The organism is Candidatus Omnitrophota bacterium (assembly GCA_028717245.1).
Taxonomy (GTDB): domain Bacteria; phylum Omnitrophota; class Gorgyraeia; order Gygaellales; family Profunditerraquicolaceae; genus JAGUYA01.
In genome coordinates, this window is sequence record JAQUOD010000001.1 from 330,891 (window position 1) to 354,621 (window position 23,731).

The 23,731-nt window shown below is 42.6% G+C and carries 22 protein-coding genes; all 22 read right to left on the bottom strand.

What is annotated here, in order from left to right:
• Positions 1-17 precede the first annotated feature (17 nt).
• Positions 18-2,231 (bottom strand): LPS export ABC transporter periplasmic protein LptC, encoded by a 2,214-nt coding sequence (gene lptC / locus PHV44_01710; protein MDD5592001.1) that lies wholly within the window; start codon positions 2,229-2,231, stop codon positions 18-20.
• A 94-nt stretch (positions 2,232-2,325) separates the two neighbouring features.
• A complete protein-coding gene (gene fsa / locus PHV44_01715) occupies positions 2,326-2,970 on the bottom strand; it encodes a fructose-6-phosphate aldolase (GenBank protein ID MDD5592002.1) in 645 nt (214 codons plus the stop codon).
• 52 nt (positions 2,971-3,022) lie between these two features.
• Positions 3,023-3,949, bottom strand: a complete 927-nt coding sequence (locus tag PHV44_01720) for an ROK family protein (protein MDD5592003.1) — start codon at positions 3,947-3,949, stop codon at positions 3,023-3,025.
• A gap of 373 nt (positions 3,950-4,322) precedes the next feature.
• On the bottom strand, positions 4,323-5,306 hold the full coding sequence (locus PHV44_01725) for a GGDEF domain-containing protein (protein ID MDD5592004.1): 984 nt from the start codon (positions 5,304-5,306) through the stop codon (positions 4,323-4,325).
• Entirely contained in the window at positions 5,294-6,493 is a 1,200-nt protein-coding gene (locus PHV44_01730) for a sensor domain-containing diguanylate cyclase (protein ID MDD5592005.1), read from the bottom strand. The genes PHV44_01725 and PHV44_01730 overlap by 13 nt, the downstream gene beginning before the upstream one ends.
• A gap of 92 nt (positions 6,494-6,585) precedes the next feature.
• Positions 6,586-7,689, bottom strand: a complete 1,104-nt coding sequence (ugpC, locus tag PHV44_01735) for a sn-glycerol-3-phosphate ABC transporter ATP-binding protein UgpC (protein MDD5592006.1) — start codon at positions 7,687-7,689, stop codon at positions 6,586-6,588.
• A gap of 23 nt (positions 7,690-7,712) precedes the next feature.
• A complete protein-coding gene (gene accD, locus PHV44_01740; protein ID MDD5592007.1) occupies positions 7,713-8,552 on the bottom strand; it encodes an acetyl-CoA carboxylase, carboxyltransferase subunit beta in 840 nt (279 codons plus the stop codon).
• Positions 8,553-8,613: 61 nt separating this feature from the next.
• A complete protein-coding gene (locus PHV44_01745) occupies positions 8,614-9,891 on the bottom strand; it encodes a DUF1015 domain-containing protein (protein MDD5592008.1) in 1,278 nt (425 codons plus the stop codon).
• Between the two features lie 18 nt (positions 9,892-9,909).
• Positions 9,910-10,170 (bottom strand): zinc ribbon domain-containing protein, encoded by a 261-nt coding sequence (locus PHV44_01750; GenBank protein MDD5592009.1) that lies wholly within the window; start codon positions 10,168-10,170, stop codon positions 9,910-9,912.
• Positions 10,171-10,267: 97 nt separating this feature from the next.
• Positions 10,268-11,431, bottom strand: coding sequence for a molecular chaperone DnaJ (gene dnaJ, locus PHV44_01755; protein ID MDD5592010.1), 1,164 nt, complete (start codon positions 11,429-11,431; stop codon positions 10,268-10,270).
• Positions 11,432-11,473: 42 nt separating this feature from the next.
• Entirely contained in the window at positions 11,474-13,393 is a 1,920-nt protein-coding gene (gene dnaK, locus PHV44_01760; protein ID MDD5592011.1) for a molecular chaperone DnaK, read from the bottom strand.
• A 127-nt stretch (positions 13,394-13,520) separates the two neighbouring features.
• Complete coding sequence (grpE, locus tag PHV44_01765; GenBank protein MDD5592012.1) at positions 13,521-14,072, bottom strand: nucleotide exchange factor GrpE; 552 nt, start codon at positions 14,070-14,072, stop codon at positions 13,521-13,523.
• An 8-nt stretch (positions 14,073-14,080) separates the two neighbouring features.
• On the bottom strand, positions 14,081-14,818 hold the full coding sequence (locus PHV44_01770) for a hypothetical protein (protein ID MDD5592013.1): 738 nt from the start codon (positions 14,816-14,818) through the stop codon (positions 14,081-14,083).
• 151 nt (positions 14,819-14,969) lie between these two features.
• Complete coding sequence (locus PHV44_01775; protein ID MDD5592014.1) at positions 14,970-15,233, bottom strand: MerR family transcriptional regulator; 264 nt, start codon at positions 15,231-15,233, stop codon at positions 14,970-14,972.
• A gap of 87 nt (positions 15,234-15,320) precedes the next feature.
• Positions 15,321-16,580, bottom strand: a complete 1,260-nt coding sequence (gene hflX / locus PHV44_01780; protein MDD5592015.1) for a GTPase HflX — start codon at positions 16,578-16,580, stop codon at positions 15,321-15,323.
• A 24-nt stretch (positions 16,581-16,604) separates the two neighbouring features.
• Positions 16,605-17,519, bottom strand: a complete 915-nt coding sequence (gene miaA / locus PHV44_01785; protein ID MDD5592016.1) for a tRNA (adenosine(37)-N6)-dimethylallyltransferase MiaA — start codon at positions 17,517-17,519, stop codon at positions 16,605-16,607.
• A gap of 8 nt (positions 17,520-17,527) precedes the next feature.
• Positions 17,528-18,328: an SPOR domain-containing protein gene (locus PHV44_01790; GenBank protein ID MDD5592017.1), complete on the bottom strand. Its 801-nt coding sequence runs from the start codon at positions 18,326-18,328 to the stop codon at positions 17,528-17,530.
• Positions 18,322-19,461: a tRNA (N6-isopentenyl adenosine(37)-C2)-methylthiotransferase MiaB gene (gene miaB / locus PHV44_01795; GenBank protein ID MDD5592018.1), complete on the bottom strand. Its 1,140-nt coding sequence runs from the start codon at positions 19,459-19,461 to the stop codon at positions 18,322-18,324. Before miaB ends, PHV44_01790 begins: the two co-directional genes overlap by 7 nt.
• 123 nt (positions 19,462-19,584) lie before the next feature.
• Positions 19,585-20,265 (bottom strand): GSU2403 family nucleotidyltransferase fold protein, encoded by a 681-nt coding sequence (locus tag PHV44_01800; GenBank protein MDD5592019.1) that lies wholly within the window; start codon positions 20,263-20,265, stop codon positions 19,585-19,587.
• Positions 20,246-20,563 carry a hypothetical protein gene (locus PHV44_01805; GenBank protein MDD5592020.1) on the bottom strand — a complete coding sequence of 106 codons (318 nt, stop codon included), beginning with the start codon at positions 20,561-20,563 and terminating at the stop codon, positions 20,246-20,248. The genes PHV44_01800 and PHV44_01805 overlap by 20 nt, the downstream gene beginning before the upstream one ends.
• A gap of 300 nt (positions 20,564-20,863) precedes the next feature.
• Positions 20,864-22,879, bottom strand: a complete 2,016-nt coding sequence (locus PHV44_01810) for a hypothetical protein (GenBank protein MDD5592021.1) — start codon at positions 22,877-22,879, stop codon at positions 20,864-20,866.
• Between the two features lie 92 nt (positions 22,880-22,971).
• Positions 22,972-23,652 (bottom strand): hypothetical protein, encoded by a 681-nt coding sequence (locus PHV44_01815; protein ID MDD5592022.1) that lies wholly within the window; start codon positions 23,650-23,652, stop codon positions 22,972-22,974.
• Positions 23,653-23,731: the final 79 nt, after the last annotated feature.

Consider the following 23,731-nt stretch of genomic DNA (forward strand, 5'->3'; position numbering starts at 1 on the left):
ACTTCTACCTTCTCCTTTTATCGCACTACAGAAGCTGATTGCGAGCCGGGCTTAGGCGCATGATAATCTTGATTAAAATTAAACTCCAGCTCAGGAAATGCCTTTAGCCTAAAAACAAACCAGATGCTTTCGCCGTAGCCTCTTTTAACATTGTAGGTAACATCCCAAGTCCAACAGTGTAAATCTCTGGATATGGTATATTCCTGTTCTCTTAAACCCCTGGCCCTATTCGTTTCGTGCCCCCTATAGTATCTCTGATAAGCCGAGAACTTCCATTTAGGAGTCAAGCGCCACTTTAGATCATAGGTTATTTCATTGCCGCCTTTTATCTCATAACGCTGCCCTACCCCGAATGAGCGTTCATTCCCAAAATCAAAATTAATATCATAATTACCGTTAGAGAAATGGTTGTATTTAGGGTCAGAGCGGGCCCCGGAATGCGTATAGGTGGCATCAGCATCTATATGCATCCATGAATATGGCAAGATTCGCAAATCAAAGAGGACATCAGAGAAGCCGCTGCCCCGCTTACTCCTTCCTTCCGAGATAGATTTAGGTTTATATACATAGGAGGTATTGATGCGTAAATCCGCAAAATCCACGCTTTTATTATTACGTTTTGTCTGCAGTTTATTGGATATTTCAAAAGCCGGAGAGTTGCTGCTGGTATCAATCGTATCTACATCATCTATCTGCCTAAGCTTAGCGCTTCCTATGGTAGGCTCGTGACGATAGGTATAACTTACGGTAGGCGTAATGATATGCCTTAAGCCGTTTATATCTAACCCTAAAAAGTTGCTCTTTATATCAAATATACGGTAAAATTTAGTGCTCATATCCGCCCCGCCATAAAAAATAGTGCGCGGGGCTTCGTCGGAAGCGCTAACCGCCTTTTTATCGTAAAAGGTCAGGCGGTCCATAACAAAAGGAGTGAAATTGATAAAAGCTACCTTCATAGGTATGGACAGCTTATTACTGGTATCCAGCCTGTCCACGTGGGCATCAGGATTAGTATCGTTTGCCGTAGGCGTCATGGTGCTGGTGTTCTTCTTATTATAACTGCCCGCAGAAGTAGTATCTTCAAAATAAAATGGGCTGTCTAAAATCTGGTAACTGGGCAGGCTATATTTTACTTCGGGGAGCTTTTCCAAATAACCCGGGTCATACCAACGGTTAGTACGTTTCTGCACAAGTATATCTAAGCTGGAATAATTGAAACTGTGGTGCAATAAGGCATAACTCAGCGGTTGGCTATCCTTTTCGTATTCACGATAGAAATAATCTTTCAGAAAATTATATGTAGGGCCCTTGATCGCCATCTTAGAATCCGTAATTTTATAATATTCTGAGGTAAAATCTGTTCTTTCGTCTATAGTCCACTTGTGCCGCCAACGGATAAGGTATCTTTGGAATATTCTGGGATTGCTATTGTCTTTGGGAAGGGTATGGTCTCTTTCCTGGGTATAATAATATTTGAAATCGCCTCTTCCGAAATTTTCACTTTTATAATTAGCCCCAAAACCTTCTGCTACGCCGAGTTTAGTGCGATAATCCAGGTAAATCCTGCCGTTGATATTATCGGTAAAGCTGTATCTCCAGGCGCTGAGCATATAAGGGCCCCATTCTTTTTTCTTACCGGGCGTTAACTGCACGTGCGCCATCGGGTCCTTCAGGTTATGGTTGTATCGGGGAAGATACAATATGGGCACCTTACCTATGTAGAAAGCATTATCCTTAGCCTGGATCTTGTCATTCGGAAAAACATCTATCTTTCCGGATTTAATACGGTAATGGGGATTATCATAACTACAAGTGGTAAAATATCCCCGGTTAGCTATAAATTCGCTATCGCTCACCTTCTCTACGTTCTCTGCCCTGCCGAAATAGGGATTAGCCCGAAAACCTGAATCAATAATAATGCCTTTCTTGGTCTGGAAATTATATTTTATTTTTTTTCCCTCTACTATCCCTTCCTTATCTTCCAGCCTGACATCGCCTTCGGCCTGTGCATCCTTAGTCTGGGTGTTTACGCTCAACTTATGGCAGGTCAGCTTGCTGCCTTTATAGATTACCGATACGTTTCCCGTAGCAGTCACTTCTTTGGCATCGGTAGAATATTCAACCGTATCGCCGTTCACAATAATAGCTTCGTCTTTTTTCTCTTGGGCGTATAAGCTGTAAGCTGTAAGCTGTAAGCTGTAAGCGAAAATAAAAAAGGACAGTGAAATCATCCTAAGAAATTTCAACTTTTGAACTGTGATTTCTAATTTATGACTTATCACTTATAGCTTATAGCTTATAACTTATAGCTTATAACTTATAACTTCACTTGGGGATTTTCTTATAATCCTCCAGGAACCTCTGGACGCCTATGTCCGTCAAGGGGTGTTTTATCAGCTGTTCGATGACGGCAAAAGGTATGGTGGCGATATCTGAGCCGATCTTTGCCGCCTCTACTACATGCAAAGGATTACGGATAGAAGCTACGATTATCTGGGTCTTAAAATTATAATTGGAGTAGACCTGTTTTATATCGCGGATCAAATCCATTCCTACCTGGCTTATATCATCCAGCCGGCCGATAAAGGGCGATATATAGTCTGCCCCGGCCTTGGCCGCGAGTATTGCCTGTGAAGGAGAAAAACAAAGCGTAACATTTGTTTTTATTCCTTTTTCGGAAAGAATTTTTACTGCCTTAAGTCCCTCCTTAACCAGGGGAACCTTAATCACGATATTCTTGGCAATCTTAGAAAGCTCTAAGGCCTCAGCGACCATGCCGTTAGCTTCCAAAGATATAACCTCTGCGCTTACCGGGCCATTTACCAATGAACATATCTCTTTTAATAATTCGCCTGCCTTACGGTTTTCTTTTGCGATTAGGCTGGGATTGGTGGTAACCCCGTCTATGACACCTAAAGCTACTGCCTCTTTTATATCTTTTACATTCGCGGTATCAATGAATATTTTCACCCCGCTCTTCCTTTCTTATTTATACCCCTGCCCTTATTAGGAAGGGCGGGGTTCATTGCCTTATCCCCTCTTTTACTAATATAGCGGCCCCGATTAAACCTGCATCAGCGCCTAATTTTGCCTTAAATATATTTACGCGCCTTGCCTGCACGCTCATTGCGCGTTTTAAGGTAATCTTTTTTAAATTATCGAACAAGACTCTACCGGCATTTGCTACTCCCCCTCCGATAACGATACAATCCGGATTAAGTATATTTATTATACCCGTAAGCGCAACTGATAACCTTTCAGCGAATTGCCTCCAGATTGCTTTGGCCTTGGGATTTCCTTTTCTTGCCAAAGAACTCAATTCCTCCAGGGTTATGCTGCTGCTAAAGATCTTCCTTGCTTCTTCCAAAACCCTGTTATTACCGATATAACTTTCAAGGCAGGCCCTGCCGCCGCAATTACACCGCGGCCCATTTTCATTAATCGGCAAATGCCCTATTTCGCCTGCGGCGTTACTTAATCCGCGGTAGAGCTTCCCGTTAATAATGATGCTTCCGCCGATGCCGGTTCCTAAAGTAAGGCATACGGCATTAGTTGCACCTCTGGCTGCGCCGAGTTTATATTCTGCAAGGCACATGGCCTTGGCATCATTATCCACGAATACCGGTAACCTTAATTTATTTTGGAGAATAATTTTTAGTTTTACTTCTTTCCAGCCGGGAATATTAGGGAAGAAATGGACTATTCCTTTTTCAAAATCTATAGGGCCGGGCAAACCTAAACCGACACCTAAGAGGTTCGCCCTGTTTAACTTATTATCCTTTAAGATTTTATCTACGGAATGGACGATTGCCGAAATCAAGGCTTCTTTTTTACTAAACCTTTGTGTATCTAAGACTTCCTTGTGCCTAATCCTGAACTTTAAATCTAATAATGCAATCTTTAAATTCGTCCCCCCTAAATCAATAGCCGCTATAAATCTCTTCGCCATAGTTATTTATTCTATATGAAAGTTACGATAATTTCAATAGATAATATTTTAGCGGGTCCTGCCGCGTGAGCGCCTCTCGCCAAATTTGGCTCGAGGCATCTCCCGCGTCACCCGCTAAAGATAAATATGTCAACTTGCAACAAATGAATCTGGCGGTTTTCGAGCGAATGGAGGTTTTAGCCAAAGCAGCTTGAGTGAACGAGGGAATCCGAACGCGGAAGCATTCGGACAGCGAGGATGTTTGAGCCCGTCCTGGCGAAGCCGACGGGCGAGTTCCGCAGCTGCCGAGTTCACGAAAGACCTTTGGCGTGCCCGATAGGGCAAAACCGACTTGAGCGAGAAAATCGACAGATTCATTTGTACGGTAGGCTTGCTAATAAAGGCAAACCTTGTTCCTGCCTCCTTCTTTGGCGCGGTATAAAGCCGTATCAGCTTTATCAATAAGCGTCTTCATATCCTTGCCGTCACCGGGAAAAACAGAGATACCTATACTGACCGTAACTTTTAATTCTTCATCATAGGCCTTTATACGCTTCTCTTCTATGGCCTGGCGGATACGCTCTGCCGCAAACCCCGCTGCTTCTTTATCCGTCTGGCTCAGAATAACGGAGAATTCTTCTCCGCCGTAGCGGCCCATTAAATCTATCTGCCTGATATTCTGCTGGATTATCTTAGAAAGCTCCCTGAGTATGGTATCTCCCACAATATGGCCGTAACGGTCATTATATTCTTTAAAATAGTCTATATCTATCATTAAACAACAAAACCGATAGTTGAATTTTTGTGAACGCTCCAATTCTTCTTTAAACCTCTCCAGATAATACCGGCGGTTAAAAACCTTAGTAAGGCTGTCTATGATAGCCAGCTCCTGGACGTCCTGATACAAGATGGCTCTTTTAATCCCCAGAAGAAACTGCTGGGATAAGATATAAAATTTATCCCTCTCCTCCTCCTTTAATCCTTCTACCACCAGATGGCCGATAAGCTCCCCGCTTATGCTTAAGGGAAAGGTTAAGCAGTCTTTATAAACCGACAGATCTTGATTACCTTTCAAAAATTTACAATCATTTACCGTAACATATTCCCTGACCTTTTCCTTAAAACAAGCGAACACCTTATCCGCATCCAGTGTTTTAGAGATCTGTTTGGTTATATCGTAAAGGGCCATTGTACTATCGAGTTTATCCTGCAATCTATGGTTGGCTTCTTTAATCATCTTGTTTTCTGCCGATAGGTTATCATATTCATTTTTCAGGCTTTTATGCATATGGGCCTCAATGGGGCTCTTAGACAATTTCTTCCTAAGCCAAAGGAATAAAAAGAAAGTAGCCAGGACTAAAATTATTATGTAATACATACCCTGTTCCGTCCTTTTTGTTTCGCTTCGTACATCGCCTTATCTACTTTCAAGATCAGCTCATCGGCGTTATTTCCGTCCAGAGGAAAAGAAACTACGCCGATAGATACCGTAATATGAGTTTCCTGTTTACGCAAGGTTACTTTTGCTTTTTCTATCTTTACCCTTAGCTCCTCCGCGACTTGATGGGCCTTGGCCTTACCCAGAGAAGGCAGGATTACGCAGAATTCTTCTCCCCCGAAACGGCTGATCACCGCATCGAGGCCTTTTAAAAAATCAGTTATATTGTGGCTTAGGTTCTTTAATACGATATCGCCTGAGATATGGCCGAATTTATCGTTATAATTCTTAAAATAATCTATATCAAGCATCAGTAATGAAAAAGATGTACCCTGCCTGAGCCCCTTAAGGCATTCATTCTTTAAACCGTCTAAAAAATAATGCCTGGTAAAAAGCGAGGTCAGCTCGTCATGTATGGCTAAATCCCTCATCCTCTGGAAGAGCTCTCCGTTTTCTAAAGCTAGTGCCCCTAAATTGCATATGGCGTCAAGGTAGCGCAGGTCATCCTGGGAATAAAAGCTGCTTAAAGGGCTATCCAGCCTAAACACACCTAAAAACTTATGCTCGCTGATGAGGGGTGAGCTGATTAAAGAAGAGACAGGCCTGGTATATGCCTGGGCCCCTATTTTTTCCAGATCAAAGCGGAAATCCTTCCTGATATCTTCTACTAATAAAGGGCTTGAATGCCTTAATACCCAAAAATCGAATATATCGCCTTCCTTGGCCTTGACGATCAATCCCTCTTCTTCTTTTTTTGTCTTAAAAAGATTCAGTTTCTGCGTCTGGCTATCCAATAAATACAAAATACACGTACCCTTACCGCGGGCAATGACGGAAAAGGCAGATGAGGTGAGGCTATCGCCTATAGTTTCTAAATCCAGGCTCTGGTCTATCTCTTCGGTAATCTCTTTTAATTTATTGTAACGTTTTATTTTATCTTCCAGGGCAATTTTGTTTTCGGCCTCCTTGGCGTTTTCGGCGTTCAGGATATTTATTTTTTCTTCAAGGCCCTGGCTCTGGATAGTAAGGCAGTTCTTTCTGACGAAATACCTGCGGATAAGATAAAATATGGCGAGGATATTAACAAAGAGGAGCACGGCTAATAAACGAAAGAGCAAAATATCCATATGAAGCGCCGGTGGCTTTAAGGAAGGATAAAGCATGGGTTAACTATTCCCTGCTTGAGAAGAGTCTTTGCGAGAGGGTATGGAAATTAAGTTTATACGATTGTTTCCTCGGTCTTCTTATCGAAAAAATGCGCCTTACTCATGTCGAAAACTACGTCCATATTCTGGTTGACCGCAGGCCTATCGTGTGCCCCTGCGCGTGCGATAAAAGTGTGTTTTCCTGTGTTCAGATAAAGGTAGACCTCTGAACCCATCGGTTCAACCACCTCGCAGTTAACCCTGACGATATTTTCCGGCGGGGCTTCAGAAACGAATAATTTATCGTATATATCTTCGGAGCGGATGCCAAAAATGACTTCCTGGCCTATGTGGGGGTAGAGTTTCGCATACATCTCCTCTACTATCTTTACTGCGGCCCTGCCCTCATCAAAATACATGCGCCCGTTTTTTTTGATAAGCTCACCCTGCATAAAATTCATCGGCGGAGAACCGATAAATCCGGCTACGAATTTATTCCGCGGATGGTCATAAACCGTCATCGGGTCTGCCACCTGCTGCAGGAGGCCGTCTTTCATGACCGCAATCCTGTCGCCCATAGTCATAGCCTCTACCTGGTCATGGGTAACGTATATTATCGTTGACTGCAGCCTGATATGGAGCTTGTGTATTTCTGTACGCATCTGAACCCTTAGTTTTGCATCCAGGTTGCTGAGGGGTTCGTCAAATAGAAACACTAAAGGCTTCCTCACGATTGTCCTGCCTACGGCAACGCGCTGCCTTTCGCCGCCGGAGAGCTCCCGGGGCTTACGGTTCAGCAGGTGTTTTATGCCTAAAATATCCGCTGCCTCATTAACCCGCCGGACAATCTCATTTTTAGGATAACCCCTTAGTTTCAAACCAAAGGCCATATTCTCAAATACGCTAAAATGCGGATAAATGGCATAGTTCTGGAAGACCATGGCGATATCGCGGTCTTTTGCCGGAATATCATTTACCAGTTTATCGCCTATATATACCTCGCCTTCACTTATTTCCTCTAAACCGGCAATCATCCTCAAGGTCGTAGATTTCCCGCAGCCGGATGGCCCTACCAATATCATAAATTCCTTATTCTCCACCCCTAAATCTATGCTGTCCACTACCTTTACGCCGTTACTAAAGACCTTAGAAACTCTTTTCAGGCTCACTTGCGCCATTTGTCCTCGCTTCGCTCAGTATGTCAACTTAAATAATCCAGTAATTGGCCGAGCGTCGCCTTTAAACTCTTACGTTGCACTATCATATCAATTAAACCGTGCTGCAGGAGGAACTCCGAACGCTGGAACCCCGCAGGCAATTTCTGCCTGATAGTCTGTTCAATGACCCGGGGGCCGGTAAAACCTATCAGGGCTTTTGGCTCGGCAATAATTATATCCCCTAATCCCGCAAATGACGCCATAACCCCGGCCATAGTAGGGTCAGTGAGGACGGAAATATAAGGTAATTTCTCCTGATGGTGATAATAGAGCGCGGCTGAGGTCTTGGCCATCTGCATCAGGCTAAACATCCCTTCATACATCCGAGCTCCGCCGCCTGAACCGGAAACAATAATCAAGGGGAGCCTGTTTTTTGTTGCCGCTTCAATGGCGCGGGTTATCTTTTCTCCCACAACCGTGCCCATCGAACCCATAATAAAACGGGAATCCGTGACGGCAAGGATTGCTTTTTTATTTTCCAAGAGGCCCTCGCCGGTTATTACCGCCTCTTTTAATCCTGTCGCGGCTTTATCCTGCTCTAATTTCTCCGGGTAAGTCTTTGGCCCTTTAAAATCCAGCGGGTCAGAAGATAGCATATCTTTATCATACTCCTGGAACGTATCTTTATCTAAAAGCATGTTTATTCTCTCATAAGCGCCCAGCACAAAATGATAATTACATTTCGGGCAGACTTTCAGGTTCTCGTCCAGGGTCTTATTATATAAAGCCTCTGAGCAGGCCTCGCATTTTGTCCAGAGCCCGTCAGGGATCTCTTTCTTCTTAAGCCTTACGATTGTGTATTTGGGTTTACCAAAGAGTGCCATTTTCCCGTATTGTGTATCGCGTTATGCGTATTGCGCAATACGCCATACGCAATACTCGCTCCTAATCACCATGTTTATTAATTACCAGCCCCGATAATACCTTCGGATAGAAATAAGTAGATTTAGGCGGCATCTTCTGGCCGGTTAAGGCCACGGAAATTATCTGCTGGATTTTCACCGGGTTCAAAAAGAAGGCAATATATGTATTATCACTATCTACTCTATCAATCAATTCCTGTGCATGGGGACTATAGGCGATATTCTCCTGATCACCCGCGCCCATCCCCATGGCCTTTTTAAAAATCAGGTGGTTTAATATAGAAACGTCCAATGACCTCACCGAGTGGGGTTTATCGCTGATTATCTTATCCAGGATCTTGATATTCTTTAAACGCAGGAGCCAGTATTTCTTATCATAATACATACCCAAGGCATGTTCGCTCTGCCCGCCTTTTGCCAGAAGGAAGAAGAAACGCGTTCTATCCTTAATCTCCTCCATCTCAAAGAAGTCTTTGATATTCTCTCTAAAATTTTCCATATCCAGCCTATGGTCTAATTTTATCAGGCGGTGGATAGGTAATATAGTAAGGCCGCCGGGGTTTGTATTGGTAAAATAAGCCAGGGTATAATCGAAATCCGCTTCCTGCGCGCTGCCACCTAACTTTTTCCTCATCTCGTCCCTGTAAATACAGGATACTTCATAACGGTGGTGGCCATCCGCGATAAAGATGCTTTCGTTTTGCATCTTGGATTTTATGCTATCCAAAATATCAGGAGAATCCAGCCTCCATAGCCTATGGTTGACTTTTTCTTTATCTACTATATCAATAAAAGGCTTCTCATCCTGAATATGTTGATTGATACCAGAGATAATACGTTTTTTATCGGAGAAAATCACAAATATGGGGCTTAGATTCGCCTTAACGCTTTTAAGCAATTTCAGCCTATCTTCCTTGGGTTCAAGGCGGGTATGTTCATGCCCGTATATAGCTGTTTTTTTATCCTCCAGGTACAAACGCGCGATAAACCCCAGGCGGGTCTTTTTCTCTCCCTTAATATTATACTGCTGGCTATAAAAATATATTGCCGGCGACCTGTCTGGGTTGAGTATCTTATTCTTTTGCCACTCCTTAAAAAGATACGCCGCGCGCCGATACTTATCTTCACCGGGGATATCTTTACCTAAAAGTATATGAATGAAGTTATGGGGATTAAGATCGTGATAGTATTGCTGTTGCGCAGGCGAGATGACATCATAGGGCGGGCAGACAACAGAAGAAAGGTCATTGGTCTCTCCCGGATTATAAATAAGCGCTCTAAAAGGCTCTATCTTTGCCATAGTTTAGCTAGAGAGTTCTTATTTGTGCGGACAGGACTTACAACCGTCTTTGGCTTGCGCGCAGGCCTTGCTCGGATTATGTCCGGAGGCAGGCGGATTTTTACGGTAATCCGTCGCATAAAATCCTTTACCCTTAAAGATTACGCCCGAACCCGAACCTATAAGCCGCCTGATTTTTTGATTACATTTAGGGCATTTAGTTAATGCCGCTGCGGTCATTTTCTGGAAAAGCTCAAATTGGTGCCCGCAATGCGTACATTCGTATTCGTAGGTTGGCACTTGTTCATTCCTTTTTTATAATAAAGTATCAAGGTGTCAATGTGTCAGAGTATCAAAGTAAAACTTTGACACTTTGATACCTTGACACTCTGATACATTATTTAAATGCTTTCTTTATCCTATCGACAACGCCTTCCCTGTTTATGTCTTCACCCGACGATCTGGCAAAATCTTCTATGAGCCGGCGTTGCTCTAAAGTTAAACGCGTAGGGATTTCAACCGTTACTCTAACCAGTTCATCGCCTATATCCCTGCTATGTACATCGGGTATGCCTTTCTCCCTAAGCCGGAAAATTTTTCCGCTTTGCGTGCCAGGGGGTATCTTCATTTCAACATGGCCATTGAGCGTAGGAACCTCTATCTCAGAGCCTAATATCGCTTTCGTTAAGCTGATAGTTACTCCAGTTAATATATCATTATTGTGCCTTTGAAAAACCGGATGCGGCCTTACCTCAATAACTACATATAAATCGCCTCTGCCGGCAGTGCCGGATTCTCCCTCTCCCCGTATCCTCAAATGCGAATCCGTATCTACTCCGGCGGGGATCTTCACTTTAATCTTACGCGTTACCTTAGTCCTGCCTTGCCCGCGGCATTGCGGGCAGGGCGCTTGTATAATCGAACCTTCTCCGCCGCAGCGCGAACAGGCCTGGGCCAGCTGAAAAAAACCGTTAGAGACTACTGTACGGCCCGAACCTTTACACTGAGAACAGGTAACCTTTTTAGTGCCCGGTTTTGCTCCGCTGCCCGCGCATACCTGACATGTTTCATAGCGGGGCACATTAATAGTCTTTTCCGTACCGCTGGCTGCTTCTTCCAAAGTTATATTCAATGCAATCTCTAAATCTCTCCCGCGGCGCGCAGCACGTCCTGTGCCCTGACGGCCCCTGCCGCCGAAAATATCATAGCCTAAATCGCTGAATATTTCGTCAAATAACCCGCCTCCTACGCCAAAGTCTCCCAGGTCCTGGAATACGCTGTTAAAATCTGCCCCCTTAAAAATATCTTCATAGGCATATTTCTGATCTATCCCGGAATGGCCATACTGGTCATAAAGGGCCCGCTTTTGAGAATCAGAAAGTACCGCATAAGCTTCGGAAATTTCTTTGAACTTCTCTTCTGCTTCTTTTTTTTGCTCGTGAGGCACCCTGTCCGGATGATAACGCAGGGCCATCTCCCGATAGGCCTTCTTTATTTCATCCAGACTGGCACTCTTTTTGACTCCCAGGATTTCGTAATAATCACGTTTTGTAGTCGGCATTCTTAGTTTTAAGCTGTAAGCTTTAAGCTTACGGCTTACTGCTTAAGACTTACCACTTTTATCATCTTCTTCCTTAAAATCCGCGTCTATAATATCTTCGTCTTTTCCGCCGGAGGCGGATCCGCCTTCGGCGGACTTCTTATCCTCTGGCTCTTCAGTTTGCTCCTGGCCTCTTGCACCTTGCGCCTGGCCCTGTTGCTGCTGTTTCTGCGCTGCCTGCTTATATATTTCTTCTGCTAATTTATGCGAGGCCTTGGTTAAATCCTCTGAGCCCCTTTTGATCCTATCAACGTTCTTATCTTTTATAGCTGCCTTAAGGTCATTGAGCTTTGCTTCTATATCTAAGCGCTCTGCCTGGGAGACTTTATCGCCGAATTCTTTCAGGGATTTCTCCGTAGCGTAAACAAGATTGTCTGCCTGGTTAATGACTTCTACTTCTTCTTTCTTCTTTGTGTCTTCGGCGGCAAACTTTTCCGCATCCCTGACCATCTTATCGATTTCTTCTTTAGAGAGCTTCTTGGGTGCGGTAATGCGTATGGATTGTTCTTTGCCTGTGCCTAAATCCTTGGCAGAAACGTGCACAATCCCGTCACGGTCAATATCAAATTTTACCTCTATCTGCGGAACGCCGCGCGGAGCCGCGGGAATACCTACCAGGTCAAACCTGCCCAATTCCACGTTATCATCGGCCATCTGGCGTTCGCCCTGAAGCACGCGGATAGTCACCGCCGTCTGATTATCGGCAGCTGTGGAAAATATCTGGCTCTTTTGCGTAGGGATAGATGCGTTTCTTTCAATCAATTTTGTATCTACTCCGCCTAAGGTTTCAATACCGAGGGATAGCGGGGTAACATCCAAAAGCAATACATCTTTAACATCCCCCTTTATAATCGCTGCCTGTATTGCAGCGCCTAAGGCAACGCACTCCATGGGGTCGACTCCGCGCTCTATTTTCTTGCCGACATAATCCTCGACAAATTTCTGCACGATAGGCATACGCGTAGGCCCGCCGACCATGATAATCCTGTCTATATCTTTGGGCGTCAATTTGGCATCGCTGATTGCCTGCTCCATGGGGTGGCGGCACCGGTCAATTATAGGCGAAATCAAATCCTCTAATTTTGCGCGGGTGATGGTCATGGTTAAATGCTTAGGGCCGGTGGCGTCTGCCGTGATAAAAGGTAAATTGATATCCGTGCTTACCGTAGAGGATAATTCTATCTTGGCCTTCTCCGCTGCCTCGCGTAACCTCTGCACAGCCATCTTGTCATTCATCAGGTCTATCCCGGTTTCGCGTTTAAATTGCCCGGCAATATGTTCAAGTAATACCTTATCCATATCTGTGCCGCCTAATTGCGTATCGCCTGATGTTGACTGCACATGGAATACGCCTTGAGCCATTTCCATTATAGTGACATCCAGGGTTCCGCCGCCTAAATCAAAGACCATGATCTTCTGCTCTTTCTGCGCTTTTTCAAGGCCATAAGCCAGGCAGGCTGCGGTCGGTTCGTTTATAATCCTTAATACTCTTAAACCCGCTATTTCACCGGCATCCTTAGTAGCTGTCCTCTGGTTATCATCAAAATATGCGGGGCAGGTAATTACCACTTCCTCAACTTTATCTCCGAGATACGCCTCCGCATCCTGCTTTATCTTTTGCAGGATAAAAGCGGAGATCTGTTGCGGCGTATATTCCTTGCCGAAAACTTTAAACTTAAAGTCAGTACCCATCTTACGTTTAGCAGCTTGTATAGTACCTTCTGCGTTAATTGCTGCCTGGCGCCTAGCCGGCTCGCCGACTAAACGCTGGCCGTCTTTGGTAAAAGCAACGTAAGAAGGGAATGCCTTGCCTGATGCCACGCCCGCGCCTTCGGCAGACGGGATTATTACGGGCCTGCCGCCTTCCATCACTGCTGCTGCCGAGTTAGATGTCCCTAAGTCAATACCTATCACTTTAGCCATATTGCACCTCCGTAAATTTTAAATTATCCAATTGCTAAATCCCAATTAATTTCCAATTATTCAATTACCAATTGTAGAATTGGGCATTGGTAATTTATTGGACATTGGAAATTGGGAATTATAAAATTTATTTCTGTTTACTAACCTTCACTTTCGCCGTCCTGATAATCCGGTCATTCAATAAATAACCTTTTTGTAATTCCTCTATAACGGTGTGCTCCGGCACATCAATGTCTTCTGCCTGCATCAGCGCTTCGTGGTAATGCGGGTCAAATAACTTACCCTCTGCCTCGATGGGTTTAACCCCGTATTCTTTCAGCATTTCGTAAAGATGCGCCAGGATCATTTCTACGCCTTTTAAAAAAACCGGCAGGTCCTGGTGTTTAGACTGGGCTAATTCCACAGTGCGCTCTAAATCATCCAGTATATTTAATAATTCTAGAATAATGCCTTCGTTAGCAAATTTTACAAAATCCTGCTTTTCCTTCTCTAAACGCTTACGCGTATTATCAAAATCAGCCTGCAGCCGCAGCAACCTGTCCCAGTATTCCTTAGCTTTTTCTGCCTCTTCCTTTAACTTCAGGTATTCGGATTCTGGCAAAGAAACGGTCTTTTCTTCTTTTGCGGGCGCTTCGGTGTGCTTTTTATCCTCTTGCTGATTTTGTTTCTGGGGCTGCATCGTCATCCTTAAATGCTGTCGATAACCTCTGTTAAAACATCCGATATGTAACCTAATGCGGGAATAGCGTGTTCGTATTCCATGCGCATCGGCCCTAAAACCGCAAGCCTGCCTGCGCTTTTGTCCTTTAGACGGTAAGTAGAAACGACCAGGGAACAACCGTTCATTTCAGGGCACTCTAATTCTTCGCCGATATAGACCTTTACCTTATCATTAAAGTCACGGTTGATAATATCCAGTAAGTACTGCCTGTCTTCGATAGTCTTGATTAAAAGGCGTATCCTCCGGGAATCCTGAAATTCCGGCTGTTTTAAAACAAGGCTTATGCCTTTATAAAAAAACTTATCCTGCCACTCTGGGAAATAAGCTATCCCCGTATAATGCGTGATTTCAGATATAATCTGTGAAGTCTTATCCAGGATATCCTCTAACCGGTTTATTTTTTTCTTATATTCCCTGCTAATATGTTCTTTTTCTTCTGCCACAAGCTCTATTTGCGAAAGCAGAAAATCTACATAGTAACGGTACCCCTTAACCGTAGGTATCCTTCCTCCGGAAGTATAAAGGTGCGTAAGGTAATTTGCCTCCTCCAGCTCAGCTAATATACTTCTTATAGTAGCCGGGCTTAAGTCAAAATCCCTGGCAATATCCTCCGAGGCTACCGGTTCTGCGTCCTGGATATACTTATTAATAGTTGCGGCAAGAATCGCCCTTCTTCTAGACTCGTAATCAACTGTCTTAACCATAGATCACCCCACCTTTTAGCGCTTCCACCATAAGAATGCTAAAAGTTAATTCTAACATAATTTTCCGCTTTGTCAATCCAGCTCTTTATCGAGATATACTATATAATTTAGCGCCCTCAACCATAGAGTGCTAATGACAATTTAAAAAAAATTATTCCTCTGTTTCTTTTTCTAGGATTATCCTTATACCATGAATATTCACGCGTTTTTCTTCCATGAGATAATGCACATACTCTAATTTCTTTACATCCTTTAAAGAATAAAGCCGGTTCTTTTTACCTATTCTCTTGGGGCAAACCAGCCCTGCCTTATCCAGCTGGCGTAAAGTCCACGCCGGCAGGTCCACTAATTTGCTGACCACGCTGATTACATAAACAGGCTCATCAGGACTAATACGGATATCAAATAAAGGCATTCTTCTCTCCCTTTGCTTCTTTGATTATTATGTATAACATAAAATAATAATTTTGTCAAGGAAAATTAATAAAATTTATTAGATATTCTAATTGATTTTCTCTATTTCTTTGTTATGCAATAACTTATGTGCTATAATTATAGGTAGATTTACTCTAATTTTTATACCTTTTTGCAGATATTTTACCTCTTCTACTTTACCCTCCCGATAACAAAAATCTATCAGATCCATGCGGGAATGCGGGATATTTAATTCCAGGTAAGTCATCCTATCCGAAAAATTATCCTCTATCTTTTTTAATAATAAACTTAGGTTTTCTCCGGACCGCGCAGAAATAGCTATAGAATTAGGGAAATCTGCCTTCTGTTTCTCTAACCAACTCTTATCTTCTAATAAATCAACTTTATTTAAAGCAGTGATTATGGGCTTGTCCTCTGCCCCTAATTCTTTCAATACGCCAAACACAGCCTGATTGTGTTGATATGCGCGCGGGTGGCTTATATCTAAAACATGGATTAATAAATCTGCTTCTGTGGCTTCTTCTAACGTAGCCTTAAATGCCTCGATGAGATGATGAGGAAGGTCGTGCAAAAATCCTACGGTGTCTGAGATGATCACCTGTTCTGCGTTAGGTAATTTCAGGCTCTTTGAGAGAGGGTCTAAAGTAGTAAACAAACTATCGGCTACCACTTGTCCGGCAGATGTCAACGCATTAAGCAGCGTCGATTTACCGGCATTGGTATAACCTATTAAAGCCACGCTGGGTATAGCTTTATCTTTTCTTTTTTTACGCAGAGTCAGGCGGTGCTGGGTAAGATACCTTAAATCAGCCTTAAGGTTATCAATCTTTTTTCTGATACGCCTGCGGTCTGTCTCAAGCTTCTGTTCTCCCGGGCCGCTTGTACCGATACCGCCTCCTAAACGCGAAAGGATTATCCCCTTACCTATTAACCTGGGCATAATATACTGTAACTGCGCCAGCTCTACCTGCATCTTCCCTTGCGGGCTCTTAGCGTGCTGGGCAAAGATATCCAGGATCAACTGCGTGCGGTCAATGGTCTTTTTATTGATGACCTCTTCTAAATTCCGCTGCTGCGTTCCGGATAAATCATGGCTGAAAATTACCGTATCTACGCCTTCCTCATCGGCTAACAAAGCTATCTCTTCTGTTTTTCCTTTACCGATAAAAAAATTAGGCGTGGGTTTATCGCAGACGCAGGTAATATTATCCACTGCTTCTACGCCGCAGGTTTGAGCCAGCTCTTCTAGCTCCTCAGCCGTATCTTCCATCCGCCAGCTGTCCTTCTCTGACCTCAATTTTATCGTGACTAACAGCGCCCGTTCCATAATTATTCCTCTATAACTATAACATTAAAACATTCTAACAATTCTATTAACTATATGTTGTGGCTTTTGTTTTTCGCTAATTTCAATCCACTGAATACGTTTATCCTTCCTGAACCAGGTAAGTTGCCTCTTGGCGTAATTACGGGTATTTTTTTTGAGTAAACGTTTTGCTTCTTCTAAATCATATAAACCATCCAAATAACCCTTTATCTCCCTTATGCCTAAGGCGTACCCGGCGGTCCTGCTTAGTTTTAATTTAAGCAGCTTCTTTGCCTCGGAAACCGCGCCTTGAATAAACATCTTATCTACACGCCCATCTATTCTACGATAAAGTTTATCGCGCTCCATATTCAGGCAAAAAATCTTTACATCATATTCATCCTTTAAGCCCTGCCTCTGTCTTTGTAAAGAAGATATGGGCTTACCCGTGGCTGCATAGACTTCCAGTGCACGTATGATGCGTTTAGTATCATGGGGATGTATTTTTAGCGCTGCGTCAGGGTCTATGCCTTTGAGTTTACTATATAAATATCCGCTCCCCTTTGTTTCTGCTTCTTTATAAAAACGGCTGCGCCTAACTTTGCAAATGGGCCTGCTTTTAAATATACCGTCAATGAGTATGGACATATAAAGGCCGGTCCCGCCTACAATAAGCGGAATCTTACCGCGCCCTATAATCTCTTTAACCTTTGCTGCTACGTCTTTATAGTATCTGGAGACATTATATTCTTTATCCGCGGAAACCATGTTTATTAAATGGTGGGGAATGGCTTTTCTTAATGCCGCAGGCGGCTTAGAAGTAAGGATATCCGCGCCCCTATAAACCTGCATGGAATCGCAGGAGATGATTTCTGCTTTGATTTTTTTCGCTAACGCCAGCGCAATATCGGTTTTACCTATGGCGGTGGGGCCGACCAGGAATACTATTTTTGGCTTCATAAAAAGCTTTAAGGAATGATCTTTGTGGGATAACCTTCGCCTGAAAGTCGATTTTCTAATTGCGTTGCTTCCGAGCGTAACTTTAATCTTCCGACCTTAACCCGGTAGACCCTGGCATCATTCATCTGGGCCTCTTCGGTATAGGCATCGTATCCTCTCTTGATTAATTTATCGCGTAGATTCCCGGCATTTGAGGCCTTTGCAAACGAGCCTACCTGTACGGTATAGTATATATCCGTAAGAGAATACAGTTCCTTATCTAATTTTACTTCAAGGCTGGAAGGAAAATTTTTCTTTAGTTTGTCCAGGTATTCTTTTGCCTGCTGGGTATCCCCTGTCTTGAATCCGATCTGGCTGAGCCGGTAATAAAGCGAAGCGGTAAATCTTGTGCGGGGGTCAACATTTAAGAGTTCTTTGTAGTAATCTTGCGCCTTAACGTATTCGCCTCTTAGGAAATAAGTGTCGCCTAACCCTACCTGCGCGCCTTCCGTAAAAGGGCTATTTTTGAATTCTTTAAGTAATATTTCAAATATATCCGAAGCACGCAGATAATTACCGTCCTTAAGATAACTTAAGGCCAGTATATAATACAGCTCTTCCAGGCCAGAATGGCTGCCGCTATAATTAGCTAAGGCCTTTTCGCCTGCTGATATAGCGGACTTGTAATCGCCGTTTAAAAAGGAAACCTTAACCTTATCAATATCTAAGGCATAAGCACTGTTACAAATCACAATACACAATACACAAATTATAAATAATACCCATTTCCGTAAGCTGTAAGTGGTAAGCTGTAAGCCGTAATTTAACATTGCTTCTTCCTAGATATTTCTTTCTGTAACTCCAGAATCAACCGATGCCTTTTTTCCTTCTCCTGTTTATCTACGTCATCAAGAAAATTCTCGGCTTGCGTATGCGGACGCGGCGAATATTTAAATATATACGCGGCGTTGAATCCTACATCCTTTACTAAATCGTAAGTATCCTGGAAGTCCTGTAATGCCTCCGTAGGAAAGCCTACGATAATATCCGTAGTCAGGGCCGCACCCTTTACAATTTTACGATAATTACCTGCTAATTCCAAATAAAAATTTCTGGTGTAGCCGCGGTTCATCAGCTTCAAAATCCTGTCCGAGCCTGACTGGATGGGTAGATGCAGGTATTTTTTTAACTTTTCTAAATCTGCCATTGCCTTAAATAATTCCAGGGACGTGTCCTTAGGATGCGAGGTAATAAAACTGAATTCTTTTAACCCTTTAACGGAATTAACCGATTCAATAAGCTTAACGAAATTAATACCATTGTATTTATAGGCATTTACATTCTGGCCTAAAAGCGTAATTTTGTCTCTACCGCGGCCGACCGCCTCTTTTATTTCTTTCAGGATATCTTTGTCATTACGGTTACGTAACTGCCCTCTGACATAAGGCACGACGCAATAAGAACAATAATTGGAGCAACCTTCTGAAATAACCACATAGGCGTGTTTTTTATCTGCGTAAAAACCGCTGTGATAAATCCCTTCCGGCCTGCCATCGCCGTCAGTCTCCCAAACCTTTCTCTCGAATAAATCTTTTTGTGCTGATAATTTTTTTATAATTTCGGGTATCTTATCTATATCTTGCGGCCCCACCACAAAATTTACATTAGCTGCTTTTTGAAAAATATCTTCTTTATAATTCTGGGCCATACATCCGACGACACCGATAATTACCTTTTTATTCTTATACCTGCCGATCTCTGACCAAACCTTATCTTCGGCGTGCCGGCGCACCGAACAAGTATTAAAAATAATGATGCCGGATTTCTTGGGCTCTTGAGTTATTTTATAACCTTCTTTTTTCAGCAGCCCGCAGATTACCTCCGAATCCCGCACATTCATCTGGCAACCGAAGGTAACAATGTAGAGACGCTTGCCTAACTCTTTTTTGGTTGTTACACCCATATTTGTTAAATAGAAAACCTTATTTAAAATTTATCTTGCCTAGGATATTACGGACATCCCAATCAACATAGTCTAACGTCTTAGAAATATGCCACAATTGAATAATTATAATAACTAGCAAAATTATGAGAATATATTTAAGATATCTTTTTCTCTTGCTTCTTCCAATCCTTTTATAACTTTCTTCTGCCATTTCGGTAACATGGAATTAAAAACGTGTTTAATGGTTGCTGCTTCGCCCTTATTTATCAAAGCCTTAATAATTTCTATAGCAGCATTCCTGTCTTTTGCGGCTTTATCTTCCTTGAATCTACGCTGGAAAATGATTAATTTGTGGAGGGCAAAATTGATAGGATGAGGTAATAAAACTTCAAAATCTTCAACTTTAGCCTTAATTACATTGTCGGTAAGCAAACTCAAAAACCTCAGAGCAACCGCATTAACGCCTAATTTTGGTAAGGGGATTGGCTTGTCGCTGCCTTTTCCTTTTTCTGGAGATAAAAATTCTACTACCAAATCAGGATGTTCTAATTTAATATATCCTTTTGCTCCCCTATAACCAATGATAAATCCTAAGTCTTTTAATAATTCTGGAATATTCACATTAACGCTGATTCCGTGTGGGTTGGGAATCAAGAAATCTACGTCTCTTGTTTTAATGGTCGAGATATACTTTATACCTACAAAATATTCTTTATAGAATGGAATACACCAACTACCTATAAGAATAACGTCTTTTAGAACTCCGGCCTTCTCTAATCTTTTTAGAACTTTAACGCATAGTTCATATTGATTCTTTTCCACGCAAAGCACTCCTTAAGAATCTGATTTGTTTTTTTACTTGAGATAATAATTTCCTATACTTGGCCCTGTATTCTTTTACTTCTCTATATTTCTTTATTTCTTCGTCAGATACTTTCCCCTTGTAGATAAATTTAACCTTACCCTTCTCCCGTAACAGAATATAGTAATATTCGTGCCCCTTGACCTTCTTCTTAATAAGGCTGCCTTTAGGCAATTTTGCCAATTCTCTCTCATAATCGCTTTTCATCCGTATAGAATTCTCAAGTTCTTCTTTAAGTACCCCTTTTATCACTCCCATATTATCTCTCCATTTAATATAAGATAGTTACCATACAAACTACTGAATAGTATATATTGTATGGTAACTATTGTCAAACAAAAAAGTTACCATACATTTTTTGTAATTCATGCTTTTGTAGGGTAACTGGCGGCTGAGATTAAAAAAGTCTCTCCGTAACTTTAGTTTCTAAAATTATGGCCTGTATAACCTAACCCATTTATTCCAAAACACTTATCCTCTTTAATACTTCAAGCGCCATCCCGAGCCACTGTAACCAACGGCCAGCCGAAAGTCCAGATAGATATTCTTCTTATCCATTTAATGTTTCAACAGCGCCACGGGTCTATATTTTACTGAATAAATCGCTGCGATTATATATAAACCTAAGGCTATCAGGTAGAGGGCGTTTAAACCCCAGATCATAGAGGTGTACTCCAGGAAACCCCCGATTACCGCACCCAAAAGGTTTGAACCCAGGGCAATACCCGTATCCTTTGTATGTTTAAGTATAACCGCAAATATCAAAGACGTAAAGAATATAGGTAAGGCCAATAATATGCCGGCAGAAAGAATTTTAGCTAAAAACCCCAGCCTCAATAAATTAGTAACGGGAAAAAAGTAAAGAAAAAATAAAGATAATATCAGACCTACCAGGAACCAGCGCGGGTTTTCTAATTGCCTCGCCTGCACAAACCAATTAGCCAGCAATGCAATAGTTAAAATAGCCGAAAATACCACCGCGTTCACTATCCAGGTAGAGCCGAAAAGCAGGGAAAAAGTAGTCACGCTTTTTGTCTCAAGCAGGAGAAAACCGCACCCCAATAAGAAAAATAAAGGGTCTATTTTTCCGGGCTTAAGGGGTGAAAAGACCAATACCGCCATAATAGAAAAACAGATAAGGAAAATGAGCGTAGTCAGATAAAGATGAGGAATGCCGCGCTGGGTAAGATATAAATAAGGCCAGTCATCTTTAGGGAGAGTAGTATTTAATTTTTCAGGCGGGGCAGATAGAATTTTAGATAGATCCGCATTCTCTGAAAGCGCCTGCCTGACTCCTGGCCCTGCCACTATCACCAGATTAAATAAATAGCCGTCCATAATAACATAGCGCGTATCCTGCGCGCCAAAGACAGAACGTACTGTCTCCAGGAGCCTATTAGCTAACCAATCCGTAGGGACAGAGAAAAGCAGGACCATGACTCCTTGGGTGCTGAGTAATTGCTTTGCCTCCGTAAGCGCTTCCTGGGTATAAACGTAATTATCTAAACGTATGGAAGAAGTCACGGAAAGAGTAGCATGAGAATCCAGGGTCCCATAGATAATCATATCGTATTTTTCCCTGGCTTTATGCATAAATGAACGGGCATCATCTACAAAGACCCTTACCCTTTTAGCCTCATAAGGACGCTGGGGATGTTTTTGGTAACCCACCTTCAGGATAATCGGGTCTATTTCCACTGCATCGATGGATTCAACCCCGGCGTTGCGCGCAATCCAGACGTCATTGCCCGTGCCCGAACCTATGATCAATACCCGCTTAGGATGAAACCACTTATAAGGAAACATATATTTTTCATACGTCGTTTTTTCCTGTTCAAAGTTTACCGCCTTTTGATGAGCGAGTTTATTTATGTAGACAAGTATACCTTTATTATCGGTTTCTCTTAAATCAATAGCATAATAAGGTGACCATAAGGTGCCTTTTTCCGCGAATCCTATGGTAAGGACGATCGCTACCATAGCCATTAGTCTTATAACAAAGCCCTGTTTTTTATAATTTATTGCCGCAACCGCTAATCCTGTAATGATAAACCAGAGATAGGCCGGGGCGCAAAAAAGGGCAAGCAATCCGAAGCCAATAACACCCAGCAGGCTCCCTAAAATATTCAAGGTGTAAGCGCGTAAAGGGATAAGCCCCTGCATAAGCTTACCTATCTTCTGCCCGACAGGAACAAGAATAACCACCGTTAAGGCAAAAATTAACCCTATAAGCTGCGCAATAGTAAGTTTTAAGGAAGATAAATTATAGAGCCTATTTTCCTGATAATAACTCCAGATCCAGGTCTGGGCATTGGCAGGCAGCGCTACCTGGATATCCCGTAAAAACAAAACCAGGCATACGCCAGCCAAAAGGATATATGGAAAGAAATTGAAGAAATCGCGTTTGTAGTGCGAAAGAAGTAACCCTAAACCTAATCCTAAAAACGAGGCAATCAAAACAATATTAGAAAAGAAGGCGATAGAGAAAATATGCGCGGGAAACCAGCGGATAAGGCTAAGCTCAAGAAAAAGGCCTAAAAAACTCACTAAAACCAATTCTATCTTCTGCCTCATAATATCTTCCCGCGCCTTATATACATATAAAGATTAACCCCGCACCTTAACAGTAAGATGCGGGGTTAATTTATGCGTGCTCAAAAACTATATTATTTTTTTGACTTTACACTATCAACTAAATCTGAAAGGGACTTTGCAGCCATATCTTTGCATCCTAAGCCAAAGGCTAAAGCCAAACCTAGCCCTAAAGAACCCAGGATTATGGTTATGCCTAACTTAATTATATCGGTGCTGATACCCAGTTGTTCCAGGGACATAACCGCAGCAAAGATAATTACCGCAATCTCTACCACCTTACCCAGCAACTTCGCCTGAATTAAACCGGCGTTATTAGCCGCTGTGCGGATGATATTGCTTAATAACGTAGCCACGAACATACCCAATACCAGAATGAATATCGCGGCGATGACGCTGGGTATGTAAAGGATGACCTTGTTCAAAAGGTCAGCGGCAATCGTCAGGCCTATAGCATTGACGGCAACTACAAAGGTCACTAATAGCCCCAACCAATAGCATATCACCCCGATGAGCTCGGAAAGTGAATAATTGATACCGCCCTTCGCCAGCACATTGTCTAACTCAATACGTTCGGATAACTCATCCAACTTTATCGTCCGCAAGAGCTTTGTAACCACTGTCCTGATGAGTTTAGCGATAACCCAGCCAACGATGAGAATAACCACCACCAGCAGCACGTTAACGAGGAACTTGCCGATTTCAGAAAGGACTGCCTTGGCTGGTTCCATTAAAACTGTTTGCCAATCGCTCATGCCCACCTCCTTTGGTTTTTGAGCTTATTTCCCATAACATTATCATAATTATCGGGTTATGTCAAGTGAAAGTTTTATT

Bases quoted from the DNA above. Each gene is read 5' to 3' on its own strand.
- lptC (MDD5592001.1), bottom strand. From the start codon at position 2,231: ATGATTTCACTGTCCTTTTTTATTTTCGCTTACAGCTTACAGCTTACA.
- PHV44_01720 (MDD5592003.1), bottom strand. From the start codon at position 3,949: ATGGCGAAGAGATTTATAGCGGCTATTGATTTAGGGGGGACGAATTTA.
- PHV44_01725 (MDD5592004.1), bottom strand. From the start codon at position 5,306: ATGTATTACATAATAATTTTAGTCCTGGCTACTTTCTTTTTATTCCTT.
- PHV44_01730 (MDD5592005.1), bottom strand. From the start codon at position 6,493: ATGGATATTTTGCTCTTTCGTTTATTAGCCGTGCTCCTCTTTGTTAAT.
- ugpC (MDD5592006.1), bottom strand. From the start codon at position 7,689: ATGGCGCAAGTGAGCCTGAAAAGAGTTTCTAAGGTCTTTAGTAACGGC.
- accD (MDD5592007.1), bottom strand. From the start codon at position 8,552: ATGGCACTCTTTGGTAAACCCAAATACACAATCGTAAGGCTTAAGAAG.
- PHV44_01745 (MDD5592008.1), bottom strand. From the start codon at position 9,891: ATGGCAAAGATAGAGCCTTTTAGAGCGCTTATTTATAATCCGGGAGAG.
- dnaJ (MDD5592010.1), bottom strand. From the start codon at position 11,431: ATGCCGACTACAAAACGTGATTATTACGAAATCCTGGGAGTCAAAAAG.
- dnaK (MDD5592011.1), bottom strand. From the start codon at position 13,393: ATGGCTAAAGTGATAGGTATTGACTTAGGGACATCTAACTCGGCAGCA.
- grpE (MDD5592012.1), bottom strand. From the start codon at position 14,072: ATGCAGCCCCAGAAACAAAATCAGCAAGAGGATAAAAAGCACACCGAA.
- PHV44_01770 (MDD5592013.1), bottom strand. From the start codon at position 14,818: ATGGTTAAGACAGTTGATTACGAGTCTAGAAGAAGGGCGATTCTTGCC.
- PHV44_01775 (MDD5592014.1), bottom strand. From the start codon at position 15,233: ATGCCTTTATTTGATATCCGTATTAGTCCTGATGAGCCTGTTTATGTA.
- hflX (MDD5592015.1), bottom strand. From the start codon at position 16,580: ATGGAACGGGCGCTGTTAGTCACGATAAAATTGAGGTCAGAGAAGGAC.
- miaA (MDD5592016.1), bottom strand. From the start codon at position 17,519: ATGAAGCCAAAAATAGTATTCCTGGTCGGCCCCACCGCCATAGGTAAA.
- PHV44_01790 (MDD5592017.1), bottom strand. From the start codon at position 18,328: ATGTTAAATTACGGCTTACAGCTTACCACTTACAGCTTACGGAAATGG.
- miaB (MDD5592018.1), bottom strand. From the start codon at position 19,461: ATGGGTGTAACAACCAAAAAAGAGTTAGGCAAGCGTCTCTACATTGTT.
- PHV44_01805 (MDD5592020.1), bottom strand. From the start codon at position 20,563: ATGGGAGTGATAAAAGGGGTACTTAAAGAAGAACTTGAGAATTCTATA.
- PHV44_01810 (MDD5592021.1), bottom strand. From the start codon at position 22,879: ATGAGGCAGAAGATAGAATTGGTTTTAGTGAGTTTTTTAGGCCTTTTT.
- PHV44_01815 (MDD5592022.1), bottom strand. From the start codon at position 23,652: ATGAGCGATTGGCAAACAGTTTTAATGGAACCAGCCAAGGCAGTCCTT.